Genomic DNA, 14,049 nt, shown 5'->3' with positions numbered 1-14,049 from the left:
CGGGGTGTGGAGTGCTTTTGCCCGATGTTTGGGGCTTGGTCGTCACCCCACCCTCAATCCCTCCCCCTCTAGGGGAGGGAGGCGAAGGGGCGATGGGGCGAAGAGGGGCCGGTTAGCTAGATAGGCTGGCGAAAACTTCGTATTGGGCGGCGAAGGCGCGTTGGTAGGCCGGGCGGGATTTGGCGCGGGCGATGTAGGAAACCAGAGATGGGTGGTTTGCGAGCAGGCCCGAGCTGCCTAAGCGGCTAAGGGTGTGCACCATTAAGATATCGGCGGCGCTGAAAATGCCCACCAGCCACGGGGCATCGCCGAGAGCGGCGGCGAGTTGGGTAAGGCGCGTCGTGATGCGGGCGTCGATGAGCGCAAAATGTTCGGCCTGCCAGTCTTTGTCTGCCTCAAAGAATTTGGCGCTTTCCCGTTCGAGAATGGGCGGCTCTATGGTGCTCAATGCGGCAAACATCCAGCTTATGGCCTTGGCGCGCTCGGCAGGGGTTTTGGGCAGCAGGCCGGGGTGATGCTGGGCGATGTGCAGAACAATCGCGCCAGTTTCAAAAAGAGCAATATCGCCGTCTTCAAAGCTTGGGATTTGCCCGAAGGGCTGCAGGGCGAGGTGAGGCGCTTGCTTTAGTTCGGCGAAGGTTAGCAAGCGCACATCGTAGCGCTGCCCGACCTCTTCGAGGGCCCAGCGCACCCGCATGTCTCGCGCCAATCCTGCGCCCTTATCCGGCGCGTTTTTAAAGGCTGTGATGGTGGGCACTGGGCGCTCCTGCGCGCGGGCGGTGGACGGTCAGTTTAAGCGCCACGACAGGAGGGTGGATAGGGGCACGTGGTCAGTTTTGAAACCTTTGGGGCCTCGGCTCGGCGCAAGAGCAGCCACGCGGACTTGGAAGCATTGTTTTGCTTTTCGTGGCGGATGGGATGAGGATGGCAGGATAGGGATTGGGGGAAGATGATGGTTGAGAGGGTTCTGTATTATACGCCGAATTTGAACCCGCGCGTGGCGGTGGCTGTTGCGCGGCATCTCAATGCACCGGTCAAATACAAGCGCTATGCGCCTATGGGGGAGGATAAAGACGCCTTCCTCAGGCTCAATCCCAATTCGCTGGCGCCGCTTTTGGTGGAAGATGGCGTGGCGCTGTGGGAGACAGACGCAATTGCGCTGCGGCTGATTGAGCTGACCGGCAGCGATTTTTGGCCCGATGAGCACAAGGTCGAGATGATGAAATGGGTGAGCTGGAGCGCGCACCATTTTACAAAGATCGCAGGCGATATTGTCTTTTACAATTATACGGCAGTGGCTTGGCAGGGGGAGCCTGACCCTAAAGTGGTCGAGGAGCTGGTCGTCGATTTTCACCGCTTTGCGCCGATTTTAGACGCCGAACTGAGCCGGCGGGAATGGCTGGTGGGCGGACGCATGAGCTATGCCGATTTTCGCGTTGCCTCCGCACTGCCTTTTGCCCTGCAGGGTAAGGTGCCGCTGGAAAATTATAGCCATATTCGGCGCTGGCATGACCAGCTGATGGATGTTCCGGCTTGGCGAGAGCCGTTTGCGGATTTGGCGTAAAGCGGCGCAGGCCGCTCGTCTAGGGTTACTTCGGGGGGAGTTCAGAAGCATATGAGCGGATCGTCACACGGGCACACGCAGAGCGAGCGCTTGCTTTATACGAGCATGGGGCCGATGCGGCGCGAGCAGCTGGGGATGATCTTGCCCCACGAACATGTCTTTGTTGATTTACGGACGCCTGATCAACCCGGCTATGCGCAGGCTGAGGCAGGTGATGTCGTTGCGGTGATGGCCCCGCATATTGAGGCCATCAAACAACGTGGCGTGACGGCCTTGGTGGAATGCTCGACCATAGGGGTAGGGCGTCGCGCGGATTTGGATCTGGCGGTTTCACAGGCGACCCAATTCCCCATCGTGGTGCCGACAGGCAGTTATCGCGAGCCTTGGATCACGCCCTTTGTCGCCACGGCCGATGATGCGGCGCTGGAAGCATGGATGGCCGCGGAGCTGACTATTCGGCTGGAGGAAGCCGATTTCCGTGCCGGATGGATCAAGATCAGCGCGGGGGACGATGGGATTTCGCCACTCGAAGAGCGCATCTTGCGGGCCGCGGCGCGGGCAGGGGCGCGCACCGGGGCCATCATCGGCAGCCACACTATTCGCGGGCGCGTGGCCATCCAACAGATCGACATAATTGAGGAGGAAGGATATTCGGCCGATCGGTTTATCTGGATCCATACGCAGAGTGAGACTGATCTCGGCCTGCATGATGAAGCGGTCGCTCGCGGCGCCTGGATTGAATATGACCACGTCGGGCGTGACCCGGACGATGCGGTGCGAGCGCTTATTCTGCGGGCCCACGAAAAGGAGCAATGGGACCAGCTTTTGGTCAGCCATGACCTCGGTTGGTATGACCCTGCCCAGAAGCGCGGGGGCAAGCAGCGGCCCTATACGCATTTGAGCGATGTGATGATGCCGCAACTGCGCGAACACGGGGTGAGCGCGGAGGCGCTGCGGGCTCTGACGCACGATAATCCGTTTAACGCCTATGCGCGCTAAGCGGAGCAGGGCCTCGGGCTGGTGAGAGCTCGATCAGCCCGGTTTGGACGCGTAGACGTGGATTTGCGCGGGTGCAGATTAGCGCTTGGACACGGCAATGCTGAAGATGCTCTCATTGGCTTCATGGAGAGACTTGGCGCTGTCGCTCGGGGACAGATCTGCCTCTTCCATCACACGTTCGTTCCGCTCACTCACGGACTTCACTCGATACATGAGTGGCCCTTTTTCGTGCGGCAAGCATGTCAAAACTTCGCAGGTTCCGGCGGGGCGATTGCTCCGGCGCAGATCGGTTCGCATATCGAGCAAATCGCCGACTTTATATCGGTGCAACATGGCAGATCTCCAAGATTTTATGCAGTCATCGGCTTAACGCTTTGGCCTGGCGACGGACGCCTGCGCGGCAGATTAGGTGACGGCGTTTGCCTACCATTGCGCGCTGGTGCTGGTCGCGAGAGGGGCCGCTTGCATCGGCAGACTGCTTGAGCCCGATGGTCAGCACTGGTGTGGACCAGATAAATAAAAAGGCCGCCCGTAGGCGACCCTCAAGTGCCGTATAAGGCTTACTTGTCCAGAACGAGATTGATCGCGGACTCGCGACCGTCACGGCCTGTTTCAGCTTCGTAGCTGACCTTGTCATTTTCATACAGACCATCAACGCCGGAGTTCTGAACTGCGGAGATATGTACGAAATGATCCTTGCCGCCATTGTCTGGCGTGATGAAGCCAAAGCCCTTGGTGGCGTTGAAGAATTTTACGGTACCGTTCAAACGGGTCATGGGAATATCCTTAGTGCTCGAGATCACTACAAAACGAGCTATTACCCCATCGCGACATGCAATGGAGTTGTAAACGTTCGCAAAGTTGATCAGAAAGCCAAGGCCCAGTTTACACCGGGGAACGGCAGCCGACTTGGGCTGAAAACGAGTAAATAGGTGTATATCAGAAACTCTCGGAAAGCACAATGACGAATGTTTTTTGGGATTTATTTCTAGCGTTTGTCGGATAATTCGGCGCCGAACGGACCAATTCGTAGAGCGAGACTGAATTCTAAAAAAATAATCCGGAGATTGGTGAGCGCTGCCCGGCGTTCGGCGAGAAGAGGATTTGTCGGTCTAGTGCGGGACAGCGCGCGTGGAGGAGAGATCGGCGCAGCGGCTTGCGTTTGAAGGCAAAAAGGATCAGGAACTTGGGTTCATATTAGACGAGGACCCATGGCCCGCACTCCAAACTACAATTTCGAACGTCAAGAACGCGACCGGCTCAAATCGCTTAAGAAGGCTGAAAAGGCGCAAGCCAAGCTCAAGCCAGTGGTCGAGGCCGACGAGACGGTGGCTTCTGACGAAGCGTCCGCTTGAGAGTGAAGGGCGTCGAAATCAGTATGTGCGCTGTTTTGGTGCTGTTTTGCCGTTGGATGGGGCAATGATGAGCCAGATCGAAAACGATGGAGCTGAGGTCTTGAACCACTTGGGCTGGTCAGCGTTTTTCCAAGATCAGCTCGCGGGCGATGAGCATGACCTTGTGCCATTGCGGATCGATGGCGTGCATCGCCGGCGATTGACGGGACTGTCAGACGCCGGTCAGATCCAGCTTGAGCTGCCGCCGCACACCAATACTGGTGATTTTGCGGTGGGGGATTGGGTGTTGGCCGAGCCCATTACCTCTCTCCTCGTGCGCAGGCTCGATCGCAAAACCGTGCTGGAGCGCAGCGCTGAAGGGCGTAAGCCGATGCAGCTGGTGGCGGCCAATGTCGACACGCTGCTCATCGTTGCCTCGTGCAATGCTGACTTTAACCTCGCGCGTCTCGAACGCTATTTGGCTTTTGCCAATGAGGCGGGCGCAGAACCTGTCGTCGTGCTGACCAAGGCCGATCTGGCAGAGGATGTTGGGGCATTGGAGCAGCAAGCCTCGGCGCTACAGCGCGGCCTAGCTGTCATCTCGCTCAATGCGCGCGAAGAAGACGCCGCGGCCAAGCTGCGGCCCTGGTGCGGACCGGGCGCTACTGTTGCGCTCGTTGGTTCATCGGGGGTGGGCAAGTCTACTCTCGTGAATACCCTTGTTGGTTCTGACGGGGGACACCCCCAGCTAACCGGCGCCGTCCGGCAGGGCGATGATAAAGGCCGCCACACGACGACCTCGCGATCGCTCCATGCCATGGCAGGCGGTGGTTGGGTGATCGACACGCCGGGCGTCCGGAGCTTGCACCTCAAGGATGTGGCGCAGGGCCTCGATACGCTCTTTGCCGAGATCACCGAACTCGCGCCCTCTTGCAAATTCCGCAACTGCAGCCATGACCATGAGCCCGGATGCGCCGTGCGGGCGGCTGTTGCCACTGGCGAGCTTGATCCAGAGCGCCTTGAGCGGTGGAAGAAACTGCAGGCTGAAAGCCGGGGGTAAGTGGGGCTAGTTTCTCACGACATTGAGAAGCTATTGGCCGTTTGCACCCTGTACGCACAGAATTGACCCTCTATGCAATATTTCTTACCGTTCCATCGGGAATGGAGGGGGTGTTATGGGTCGGGATGAGAATGTTGCTGCGACGAATAAAGTTGCAAAGATAGGTTTTATTAGGGCGATTGCGCTGTCCGTAGATCGTTCTGTTGGTAAGGTTGTTGAGTCTCGGAGCTATATTCTAATATGGTTCATTGTGATCGGCACTTTCTTGCTTGCTTGTGCTTTTTCACTTGGGGTGGGCTGGGTTCAATTTGACGGCCGTCTCGTAAATGGACGAAACGTCTTTGATGGGGCAGGGAACCCTGTTTCTGCCAAGGAAGTAGGGTACTTTAGCGCGGTAAACTGGTCGTTATTCGGCGTTGTTATCGCCCCGGCTATCGTCTACTTCGGACTTTGTACTGTTAGCGCGTTCGACAGCACGCTTTATAAGCTCTGTGCCAATGGCATACTACGTGACGGCAATCTTGATGCCGTTCAGTACGCACATGTCCGGCGCCTTTGGGAGCAGCATGCTTCCAAGAATAGGTTTTTATTTTTCCTAATCTTCGCGATGGTGATGACGCTGATGCTGAGCGATTGGTGGTCCGTGGTTGCGGTTCCACTGCTTGATCCTGCTGGCGTGACAGCCCTGTTGTCAGACCCTTCGATGGAATATGATTGGTCGGTCGCAGCGCTGTTTTCTGGGACCAAAGTTTCGCTCTGGCCCTTGTTAATATTTGGCTTCGTCGGGTACGTCGTGCTTGCGGGGCTGGTGCCTGCTATCGTGATCTCTGTCACGATCTGTACAATCTACTACATGCACTTTGTGACTAATCTATCGGTTCAGAACGCCGACGGATCGAAGAGCGTCGTTCAGTTCGCTGCTGTTCACATGAAGGCGGATGAGGCCGATACCCGTTTTGGCTTTTCAGCGTTCTCTGAGTTCTTCAATTACTTCCTACTGATGTCGCTGCTCATTTTGGCTGGCCTATGGTTGATGAGCGTTCAAAATGTTTATCTGCGCGACGAGAGTAGTGCGGATTTATACAATTTTATTATTGGAGAAGTTCGAAAGTATCATGAGCTCGCCAATGGCGGCAGTGCTCAAGAGTTCTTATATTGGTTTATCCGGCCAGCAGAGCGGTTTTACTACAATTCTCAAGTGGCGTTCGCGTTTCTACTAACGCCCTTTGTGTGCATCATTGCAATCCTTGGTTGCTGGTTTGTTTTGCGGGTGAAGGCACAGCACGCGAGGCAGTATTCATTACAGCACGCAGATCGTATCGCTGCTGAGCAGGGCATTGATCCAGATCTTTTCCGTTTTCGTTTGCAGAGGGACATGGATGTTTGGCCGGTAGGGTGGATCACCTCTCGCCGTCTAGTGACGCTAATGCTCCTGCTATTTGTATCCCTGGTATCCTACCGCATCATCGCTTTTCCGCTGCTGTTTGGATTCGGGATTGGCATATTTGAACTCATACGACGGCTTTTCAGCCCGTCGCAGTGACGGCGTCGACCAAGCCATTCGAGCATAGCTCTCACGGCCTTCTCCGCTGGGATCGGTCCACTGGACCGATCCCTTCACGCTCCGAAGCCCCAAAGGGAGAGGTGAAGGGGACGGAGGACGAGCGGTGTTGGTGGGGGGGGCTGTGGAGAGGCGTCCCGTTTTGGAACGTCAATGGGCTGTTTTATCAATTTCAAACCTGAGACGCCTGCAATCCCTCGCTTGACGGTGTGAAGGGCTAAAATAGTTTGGCGACTGTGCAGTTTACCTCTTGGTCAGAAGTCTTACCAAACCCCAAAGATTAACGAAGATTTCACCAAGCTGAACGGGTTTTGGGGATTGCGGGGAGATTGAGGGGCGCTGTGGACAGGCGCTTGTGTGTTGTGGGGATAAAGCCGCTATATATAGCCGTGAACAAAAGCGGATTTATGCGTTGGCGTCGATTCGGTTCTGCTTCGTTCCAACTTTGTTCTGAGCGTTAAAATGCCAGCGATCACAGGGAAGACAGTGTGCTTTTCCGAGACGCGTGCGGAAGGTACTCGCAACTGCCGCAAGGACGGACTACATAGGCCCTAATGAGTTTCCGTCCTAACGCCCCGGTCAAGGCAATCCTTGGCCCAACAAACACTGGCAAGACCTACTTCGCCATCGAACGCATGTTGGCCCATCCCACCGGGGTGATTGGTCTGCCGCTGCGCTTGCTGGCGCGCGAGGTCTATCAGCGCGTGGTCGAGCGTGTGGGCGTGCAGGCGGTGGCGCTGGTAACGGGCGAAGAACGCATCGTGCCGGAAAAGCCGCGCTATTGGGTGGCGACGGTTGAAGCCATGCCCACCGATATTCACGTCGATTGCGTGTGTATCGACGAAATCCAAACCGCGATCGACTTTGACCGCGGGCATGTGTTCACCGACCGCATTTTGCACACGCGCGGCTTGCAGGAAACCTTGCTGCTGGGGTCGCTGACCATGGCCGGGGTGATCTACAAGCTCGTTCCGCATGTCGAGATTATCGAGCGTCCGCGCTTTTCGCAGCTGACATATTCGGGCTCAAAGAAGATGAGCCGCTTGCCAGCGCGTTCGGCCATTGTCGCGTTTTCGGCGCGGCAGGTTTACGCCATTGCCGAATTGATGCGCCGCGAACGCGGTGGTGCGGCGGTGGTGATGGGGGCTCTCTCGCCCCGCACGCGCAATGCACAGGTGGAGCTCTATCAAAACGGGGATGTGGATTTCCTCGTGGCGACTGACGCCATCGGCATGGGGCTCAATTTGGATATTGGGCACGTCGCTTTTGCCGACGATAGCAAATTTGATGGGCGGCAGAGCCGTCCATTGACGCCTTCCGAGCTCGGGCAAATCGCGGGTCGCGCCGGTCGTCACAAGCGTGACGGCACGTTTGGCGTGACCGGTGGGACCGAGGGATTCGACGAAGAATTGGTTATTGCGCTCGAAACACACGACTTCGAGCCGATAAAAGTGGTGCAATGGCGCAACAGCGCGCTAGATTTTTCATCTCTAGAGCGTCTGCATGCATCACTAGAAAAAGCGCCTAGCGACAGAACTTTAACCAGAGTTCCTGTGGCTACAGACCAATTGGCACTAGAATTTCTGGCCAGAAATGAGGCGGCAAGCCTCGTAAAAGGCCAGAATAGCGTCAAACTCCTCTGGGAATGTTGTCAGATACCTGATTATCAGGGCATCTCACCTGCTGCGCATGGTGAGATCGTAACGCGCATTTACTCGGACTTAAGGCGAAAAGGTTCTGTCAACGCAGACTGGATTGCCGAGCAGGTGCGCTTTTGCGACAATGCAGAGGGCGACATTGACACTCTGAGCAACCGGATTAAGCAAATCCGGACTTGGACCTTTGTCGCAAATCGTAAAAACTGGCTTGAAGACCCAATTCATTGGCGCGAAAAGACGCGAGACATAGAGGATCGACTGAGTGACGCTCTACATGAACGGCTCACACAGAGGTTCGTCGACAGGCGCACCAGCGTACTGCTCCGCCATCTGAAAGACAAACGTATGGTATCTCCCGAGATCAATGAACGTGGCGAAGTGCGGCTGGAAGGCCACCTCATCGGCACGCTCGAAGGCTTCCGCTTCACCCTTGCCCGAACAGAAGGCGACACTGACGCCAAGGGCGTTCGTACCGCGGCCGAGTCTGTGGTCGCGCCGGAGATTCACCACCGAGCCGACCGGCTCGCGGGTGCGCCGAACGAAGAATTTGTGCTGACGACCGATGGCCGTCTGCGCTGGCGCGGTGAAGTTGTGGCGGAACTAGCAGAAGGCGATAGCCTCTATCGTCCGCGTATCATCACTCTGGCTGACGAAAGCCTGACCGGTCCTGATTTGGACCGCGTGCAGGATCGTCTGTCGCTCTGGCTCCGCCACCACATCAACACCGTGCTTGAGCAGGTGATGAGCCTGGAAGCGCCGGCCGACGTCGAAGGCACCGCTCGCGGCATCGCCTATCGCCTGTTCGAAAACCTTGGCGTCATGCCACGCGCGGCTATGGCCGACGATGTAAAGGGTCTGGATCAGGACGAGCGCGGCAAGCTGCGTAAGCTGGGCATCAAATTTGGTGCTTACCACATCTACCTGCCGCTATCGCTCAAGCCCGCGCCTCGCGAGCTGGCACTGATTCTCTTCGCTTTGAAGAACGGTGGCGTGCGTCAGGCAGGCGTGACCGATATTCCGCACATCGTGCTGTCGGGCCGCACCTCCTTCCTCGTCGATCCTGAAGTCGATACGCGCCTTTATGAGGTTGCAGGCTTTAAGGTTGCCGGTAAGCGCGCTGTGCGTATCGATATTCTCGAACGCCTTGCCGATATCATCCGTCCGCTGATCGCGCTCGATGCATCGCGCCCATACCAGGGTGAGTTGCCAGTGGGTGCTGCCGAAGCCAATGGCTTCCGCGTCACGGTCGAGATGACCTCGCTGCTGGGTTGCTCGGGCGAAGATTTCGCCTCGATTCTCTCTTCGCTGGGCTATCGCCTGCGCAAGACCGTTAAGGTTGCGGCGCCGGTTGAGGTCGTGGCGGATGCGCCAGCGGCCGATGCTGCTGACGCGGTTGCAACCGAAGAGGCAGCGCCTGCTGCTGAAGCGGAAGTGGCTGCACCGGCTGCTCCAGCTGAGCCTGAGTTTGACGAAGTGTGGTTCCCAGGTGGCCGTCGCCACAATGAGAACAGCCAGAATCGTCGTCCTGAAGGCCGTGGCCGTCGCCCAGAGGGCGAAGGTGCGCAGCAGCAGGAACGTCGTCCGAACGAGCGTCCGCGCAATAAGGGCCCACGTCGTCCTGAAGGCGAAGAGCGCAACACGCGTCCGGCTGGCAAGACCCGCCCTGAAAAGACCGAACGTCCGGAGAATCGCCGTCCTCCTCAGCGCGAAGAGCGCAAGGTGGCCTTCGATCCGAACAGCCCGTTCGCAAAGCTTGCCGCGCTGCGCGGCAAGTCCGAGTAAGACAAATTGGGACCGGGCGAGGTTCCGCTCCGCAAGGAGCGGCTCGACCGGTTCCTCTTTTTCTCGCGTGCCGTAAAATCACGCACTCTGGCGCAAAAGATCATCGAAACCGGCGCCATCCGGGTCAATTCCGAAAAGACCGATAAAAGTGACCATAAGGTTGGCGCAGGCGATGTGCTGACGATGGCGCTGCACAATCGCGTGCTCGTCTGGCGCATTGTTGATCCGGGCGTGCGGCGGGGACCGGCGGCCGAAGCCCAAGGGCTTTACGAGGATCTCTCACCCCCACCTCTGCCGAAACTTGAGAAAAGCCCCTATGACGCGGCGATTGCCGAGCGCGCTCCGGGGGCAGGGCGTCCGACAAAAAAAGAGCGGCGCGACACCGATCGTCTGCGCGATGGGTTCGAGGAATAGAATAACGTATTCACCAAGAGCTGTTCTGCGCCAAACAGTCTCCCTTGCTAGCCTTGCGGCCTTGGCAAAAACACGTTAGCACCAAACGCAGTTGAGATTGGCCCGGTCCTGCCCAAGGCTAGGGTCGCTTCCCCACGGGAAATCCTGCAAATATGACTTACATTGTCACCGACAACTGCATCTCCTGCAAGTACACCGACTGCGTTGAAGTTTGTCCTGTAGACTGCTTCTACGAAGGCGAGAACATGCTGGTCATTCACCCGGACGAGTGCATCGACTGCGGTGTGTGTGAACCAGAATGCCCGGCCGAAGCGATCAAGCCAGATACCGAGCCAGGCCTCGACTCATGGCTTGAACTGAATCGGAAGTATGCAGCCGCTTGGCCTAATTTGACCGAACGTCGCGATCCTTTGGCGGAAGCAAAGGAACGTGATGGCGAAGAAGGTAAGCTCGAAAAGTACTTCTCTGAGACGCCCGGCGAAGGCGACTAAAGCTACGTACACAACTTGCCGCCGCCGGTTTTTCTCGGCGGCGCAAGGGTTTGTTGGGAAAGGGCTAAACTGTGACGCGCGCGCGCTTGCGCAGTATTCGCGCTTTGATTAGTACCTTTTGATTCTGCCGAAATTTTATGCTATGGTACTCCCATAAGCAGTTGAGCCCGTCAGCACCGTGCCTTTAGGCACGATTTTTTTGACACACATCATCTGGTGAATGGCGCACGGAAAGCGGATCCGGGCGACCGTGAAGCTCTGCTGCCTGAAGCGCTTCGGCGTTTGAGTAATTGAGTATCTATGGCAGGTCCTTGCCGCAAGGAACCGGCCATTGTGGGGCGTCAACAAGGAGTTCCAGCATATGGTAGCCAAGAAGCAGCAGCAGCGGCTTGGGTTCAAGACGGGCGAATTTGTCGTCTACCCAGCACATGGCGTCGGCGTGATCGTGTCGATCGAAGAGCAGGAAGTCGCCGGGCTAACCCTTGAGCTGTTCGTTATCAGCTTTGAACAAGACAAGCTGACACTGCGCGTCCCTACAGCAAAGATCAAGTCTGTTGGCATGCGTAAGCTGGCCGAAGACGAAGAAGTGAAGAAGGCGCTCGACACCGTTACCGGTCGCGCTCGCGTCAAGCGCACCATGTGGTCGCGCCGCGCTCAGGAATACGAAGCCAAGATCAACTCGGGCGATCTGATCGCTATCTCGGAAGTTGTTCGCGACCTCTATCGTTCGGAAGAACAGCCAGAGCAGTCCTATTCGGAACGCCAGCTGTTTGAACAGGCTATGGATCGTATGAGCCGTGAAATCGGTTCGGTGCGTAAGCTGACCCTGACCGAAGCTGTGCAGCTGATCGAAAAGCAGCTCGCCAAGAGCCCGAAGCGCACCAAGGCTGATGCCGCGGACGCTGATAGCGACGAAGAAGCTGCCGCGTAAGTTTCGACGACGCATTGAGATTAATAGGGTCGGTGGCAACACCGGCCCTTTTTGTTTTTGGGATTTTTGCTGTTTTGGCTTTGGGGATGTTGCCCCGCCCTCAATCCCTCCCCTCAGGGGGGAGGGAGGCGGAGCGGTGTTTTTTGGGGGGCTTGGGGGATGGACCCGGCCATCCAGAGGGATGACGGTGTGGGCAGGTATGGGGTGGTCGCATAAGCCCCCACCTAACCTCCCCCGGAAGCGGGGGAGGGATTGGGGCGGTGTGCTGAGGGGGCTTTGGGGAAGGACCTTTTGGTGGATTAGGCCTTGTCACCCAAAAGCTTGGTCATTGAGACTTTGGCGCTGCCGGGTTTTAGGGGTTTTTGTTGGCTTTCGTGGGGGACCCAGCCGGCCAGCCAGATGATTTCTAAAGTGGCGCGGATGCGGCCGTCGGGGTCGGCGTCGCGGTTCGCATAGGCTTGTGCCGCCTCGGCGAGGAGCGTGCGGGTGGCAAAGCGTTTGGGGCGCTCGAGCAAGGGGTTGGATGCGCCCAAGGCTTTCACTTCGACCATGAGCGCGAAGGGAGATGAATAGCGGACGCGATGGGTTTCGACGTCGGCAACGGGCAGGGCAAAACCGGCGCGTTGCAAAAGACCGCCCGCATCACGCACTTGCGCCATCGGAGCAACGCGCGGCGAGGAGCCACCCGAAATTGTGAGGTCGGCGGAGAGAAAAGCTTCGCGCAGTTCGGTGAGCGTATCGCCGCCCAAAAAGGCCGCCATGAAAAGACCATCGGGTTTGAGACGGCGGCGGAGACGAACCAGGTGCCCGGGCACATCGTCAATGGTGTGGAGATGGAGGAGCGAGATGATGAGGTCTTGCTCGCCTTCGGGCAGGTCGGGAAATTCGGCCCCAGAATAGGCTTCGATGGACGTGACCGGGACGGGGCCATCGGCGGTGAAGAGGGTTGTCGGAAGCGTCGATGCGTCGGGCGCGATGATGATGGCGCGGGCAAAATTGCGCTTATAGGCACTGAGGCGTTCCGCCAAATCTTCCAGCACCAGATCGCGGACGAAGTTTTCGCTTGAGGCGCGGCGCGCCAAATTACGGGCGATCTGGGCGGCGTCGAAGAGGCGGGGCGGGGCAGACATAAGAGGGGCTTTCGCCAAATTGGGGCTGTGACAGAATGTCCCTTATGAAGAGGGGCGGAAGCGAAGTCAAAGCCGGAGCATGGAGGCGTGTGCGCGGGGGGCTCGCGTGGGCGGGTGCTGCTGTGCTCGACCAGTTGTATCCGCCCTGTTGCGGCGGTTGCGGGGCACCATTGGCCGAAGCACAAGGGCTGTGCGGGGCGTGTTTTGCAAAGCTGCGCCCGATCACCGCCCCGCTCTGTTCGGTGATGGGCATTCCGGTGGAAGCGGAAGGGGGAGACTTTCTTTCTGCTGAGGCGATTGCGGACCCGCCGCCCTTTGCACGGGCCAGAGCCAGCGTTCACTACAATGAGATGGCGGGGGCGCTGGTCGCCAAGCTCAAATATGGCGACCGGCCGGAGCTGGCAAAACTATGCGCGCGGTTGATGGTTGGCGCGGGCAGAGAGTTTTGGGGCGCAAAACCGGTGTTGGTGCCGGTGCCGCTGCATGCCAGCCGCTTGCGGTTTCGGCGCTACAATCAATCCATGATGCTGGCGCAGGAAATTGCGCGCCTGGCGGTGCTGGAGGTTGATGCGTTCGTCGTCAGGCGCAAACGCAAAACGGCGCAGCAAGTGGGGCTCAGTGGCGATCGGCGGCTCAGAAATGTGCAGGGGGCCTTTGCCGCTCATCCACACGCTTTGGAGCGCTTGAAAGGGCGCGGGGTGGTGATTGTTGACGATGTTTACACGACAGGCGCGACGGTTAAGGCGGTGACGCGCGTACTCAAGCGGGCGGGTGTTGAGAAGATTGAGGTGCTTAGCTTTGCCCGCGTTGTCATTGGCGACGACAACCCCATATAAGAGGCACAATAGTGACGGAGAATTCAAATGGCTAAGGTCGAAATCTATACGACCCCGACATGCCCCTACTGCCACGCCGCTAAGGCGCTGCTCACTGAAAAGGGCGTTGCCTTTGAGGAAATCAGTGTTGTTGACCCGGCGGTGCGCGAGCTGATGATGGAACGCGCTCATGGTCGTCGCACCGTGCCGCAAATCTTCATCGGCGAAACCCATGTCGGGGGCTATGACGATATGTCGGCGCTTGATCGTCAGGGCGGGCTCGACCCGCTGTTGGCGAACTAAGCAGACC

General features: G+C 57.8%; 15 protein-coding genes. 11 read left to right on the top strand and 4 right to left on the bottom strand.

From position 1 onward, the window contains the following. Positions 1 to 112: 112 nt before the first annotated feature. Positions 113 to 697 (bottom strand): glutathione S-transferase family protein, encoded by a 585-nt coding sequence (locus tag JHL21_RS12550; protein ID WP_200214120.1) that lies wholly within the window; start codon positions 695 to 697, stop codon positions 113 to 115. 252 nt (positions 698 to 949) lie between these two features. Between JHL21_RS12550 and JHL21_RS12545 the strand changes: the two genes are divergently transcribed. Continuing rightward, on the top strand, positions 950 to 1,564 hold the full coding sequence (locus JHL21_RS12545; RefSeq protein WP_200213823.1) for a glutathione S-transferase family protein: 615 nt from the start codon (positions 950 to 952) through the stop codon (positions 1,562 to 1,564). A 51-nt stretch (positions 1,565 to 1,615) separates the two neighbouring features. Beyond that, positions 1,616 to 2,563: a phosphotriesterase gene (locus tag JHL21_RS12540; RefSeq protein ID WP_254082043.1), complete on the top strand. Its 948-nt coding sequence runs from the start codon at positions 1,616 to 1,618 to the stop codon at positions 2,561 to 2,563. Positions 2,564 to 2,641: 78 nt separating this feature from the next. Here JHL21_RS12540 and JHL21_RS12535 read toward each other — a convergent pair whose 3' ends face one another. Continuing rightward, complete coding sequence (locus JHL21_RS12535; RefSeq protein ID WP_169195488.1) at positions 2,642 to 2,896, bottom strand: hypothetical protein; 255 nt, start codon at positions 2,894 to 2,896, stop codon at positions 2,642 to 2,644. 227 nt (positions 2,897 to 3,123) lie between these two features. Continuing rightward, positions 3,124 to 3,339, bottom strand: a complete 216-nt coding sequence (locus tag JHL21_RS12530) for a cold-shock protein (protein WP_169195487.1) — start codon at positions 3,337 to 3,339, stop codon at positions 3,124 to 3,126. Positions 3,340 to 3,774: 435 nt separating this feature from the next. Between JHL21_RS12530 and JHL21_RS12525 the strand changes: the two genes are divergently transcribed. The 7 genes from JHL21_RS12525 (at position 3,775) to JHL21_RS12495 (ending at position 11,794) form a co-directional block, all read left to right on the top strand. Then, on the top strand, positions 3,775 to 3,918 hold the full coding sequence (locus JHL21_RS12525; RefSeq protein WP_169195486.1) for a hypothetical protein: 144 nt from the start codon (positions 3,775 to 3,777) through the stop codon (positions 3,916 to 3,918). Between the two features lie 64 nt (positions 3,919 to 3,982). Then, positions 3,983 to 4,957 carry a ribosome small subunit-dependent GTPase A gene (gene rsgA, locus JHL21_RS12520; protein ID WP_200213821.1) on the top strand — a complete coding sequence of 325 codons (975 nt, stop codon included), beginning with the start codon at positions 3,983 to 3,985 and terminating at the stop codon, positions 4,955 to 4,957. 115 nt (positions 4,958 to 5,072) lie between these two features. Further along, complete coding sequence (locus JHL21_RS12515; protein WP_200213819.1) at positions 5,073 to 6,500, top strand: hypothetical protein; 1,428 nt, start codon at positions 5,073 to 5,075, stop codon at positions 6,498 to 6,500. Positions 6,501 to 7,072: 572 nt separating this feature from the next. Then, a complete protein-coding gene (locus tag JHL21_RS12510) occupies positions 7,073 to 9,958 on the top strand; it encodes a helicase-related protein (RefSeq protein ID WP_200213818.1) in 2,886 nt (961 codons plus the stop codon). 6 nt (positions 9,959 to 9,964) lie between these two features. Further along, positions 9,965 to 10,372 carry an RNA-binding S4 domain-containing protein gene (locus JHL21_RS12505; RefSeq protein ID WP_200213816.1) on the top strand — a complete coding sequence of 136 codons (408 nt, stop codon included), beginning with the start codon at positions 9,965 to 9,967 and terminating at the stop codon, positions 10,370 to 10,372. 152 nt (positions 10,373 to 10,524) lie between these two features. After that, positions 10,525 to 10,863, top strand: a complete 339-nt coding sequence (gene fdxA / locus JHL21_RS12500; protein WP_169195483.1) for a ferredoxin FdxA — start codon at positions 10,525 to 10,527, stop codon at positions 10,861 to 10,863. Positions 10,864 to 11,224: 361 nt separating this feature from the next. After that, positions 11,225 to 11,794 carry a CarD family transcriptional regulator gene (locus tag JHL21_RS12495; RefSeq protein ID WP_169195482.1) on the top strand — a complete coding sequence of 190 codons (570 nt, stop codon included), beginning with the start codon at positions 11,225 to 11,227 and terminating at the stop codon, positions 11,792 to 11,794. Positions 11,795 to 12,093: 299 nt separating this feature from the next. Here JHL21_RS12495 and JHL21_RS12490 read toward each other — a convergent pair whose 3' ends face one another. Then, positions 12,094 to 12,924: an SAM-dependent methyltransferase gene (locus tag JHL21_RS12490; protein WP_200213814.1), complete on the bottom strand. Its 831-nt coding sequence runs from the start codon at positions 12,922 to 12,924 to the stop codon at positions 12,094 to 12,096. 35 nt (positions 12,925 to 12,959) lie between these two features. Here JHL21_RS12490 and JHL21_RS12485 point away from each other — a divergent pair, with 35 nt between their 5' ends. Beyond that, on the top strand, positions 12,960 to 13,760 hold the full coding sequence (locus JHL21_RS12485; protein ID WP_367948188.1) for a ComF family protein: 801 nt from the start codon (positions 12,960 to 12,962) through the stop codon (positions 13,758 to 13,760). Between the two features lie 27 nt (positions 13,761 to 13,787). Then, positions 13,788 to 14,042, top strand: coding sequence for a glutaredoxin 3 (gene grxC / locus JHL21_RS12480; protein ID WP_169195480.1), 255 nt, complete (start codon positions 13,788 to 13,790; stop codon positions 14,040 to 14,042). The last annotated feature ends 7 nt before the right edge of the window (positions 14,043 to 14,049 follow it).

This window comes from Devosia sp. WQ 349K1 (assembly GCF_016595685.1).
Lineage (GTDB): Bacteria > Pseudomonadota > Alphaproteobacteria > Rhizobiales > Devosiaceae > Devosia.
This window is presented reverse-complemented; position numbering and strand designations above follow the sequence as displayed.

Excerpts from the sequence above, each read along its gene's own strand:
- JHL21_RS12550 (WP_200214120.1), bottom strand. The coding sequence starts at position 697 with ATGCGGGTGCGCTGGGCCCTCGAAGAGGTCGGGCAGCGCTACGATGTG.
- JHL21_RS12545 (WP_200213823.1), top strand. The coding sequence starts at position 950 with ATGATGGTTGAGAGGGTTCTGTATTATACGCCGAATTTGAACCCGCGC.
- JHL21_RS12540 (WP_254082043.1), top strand. The coding sequence starts at position 1,616 with ATGAGCGGATCGTCACACGGGCACACGCAGAGCGAGCGCTTGCTTTAT.
- JHL21_RS12535 (WP_169195488.1), bottom strand. The coding sequence starts at position 2,896 with ATGTTGCACCGATATAAAGTCGGCGATTTGCTCGATATGCGAACCGAT.
- JHL21_RS12530 (WP_169195487.1), bottom strand. The coding sequence starts at position 3,339 with ATGACCCGTTTGAACGGTACCGTAAAATTCTTCAACGCCACCAAGGGC.
- JHL21_RS12525 (WP_169195486.1), top strand. The coding sequence starts at position 3,775 with ATGGCCCGCACTCCAAACTACAATTTCGAACGTCAAGAACGCGACCGG.
- rsgA (WP_200213821.1), top strand. The coding sequence starts at position 3,983 with ATGATGAGCCAGATCGAAAACGATGGAGCTGAGGTCTTGAACCACTTG.
- JHL21_RS12515 (WP_200213819.1), top strand. The coding sequence starts at position 5,073 with ATGGGTCGGGATGAGAATGTTGCTGCGACGAATAAAGTTGCAAAGATA.
- JHL21_RS12510 (WP_200213818.1), top strand. The coding sequence starts at position 7,073 with ATGAGTTTCCGTCCTAACGCCCCGGTCAAGGCAATCCTTGGCCCAACA.
- fdxA (WP_169195483.1), top strand. The coding sequence starts at position 10,525 with ATGACTTACATTGTCACCGACAACTGCATCTCCTGCAAGTACACCGAC.
- JHL21_RS12495 (WP_169195482.1), top strand. The coding sequence starts at position 11,225 with ATGGTAGCCAAGAAGCAGCAGCAGCGGCTTGGGTTCAAGACGGGCGAA.
- JHL21_RS12490 (WP_200213814.1), bottom strand. The coding sequence starts at position 12,924 with ATGTCTGCCCCGCCCCGCCTCTTCGACGCCGCCCAGATCGCCCGTAAT.
- JHL21_RS12485 (WP_367948188.1), top strand. The coding sequence starts at position 12,960 with ATGTCCCTTATGAAGAGGGGCGGAAGCGAAGTCAAAGCCGGAGCATGG.
- grxC (WP_169195480.1), top strand. The coding sequence starts at position 13,788 with ATGGCTAAGGTCGAAATCTATACGACCCCGACATGCCCCTACTGCCAC.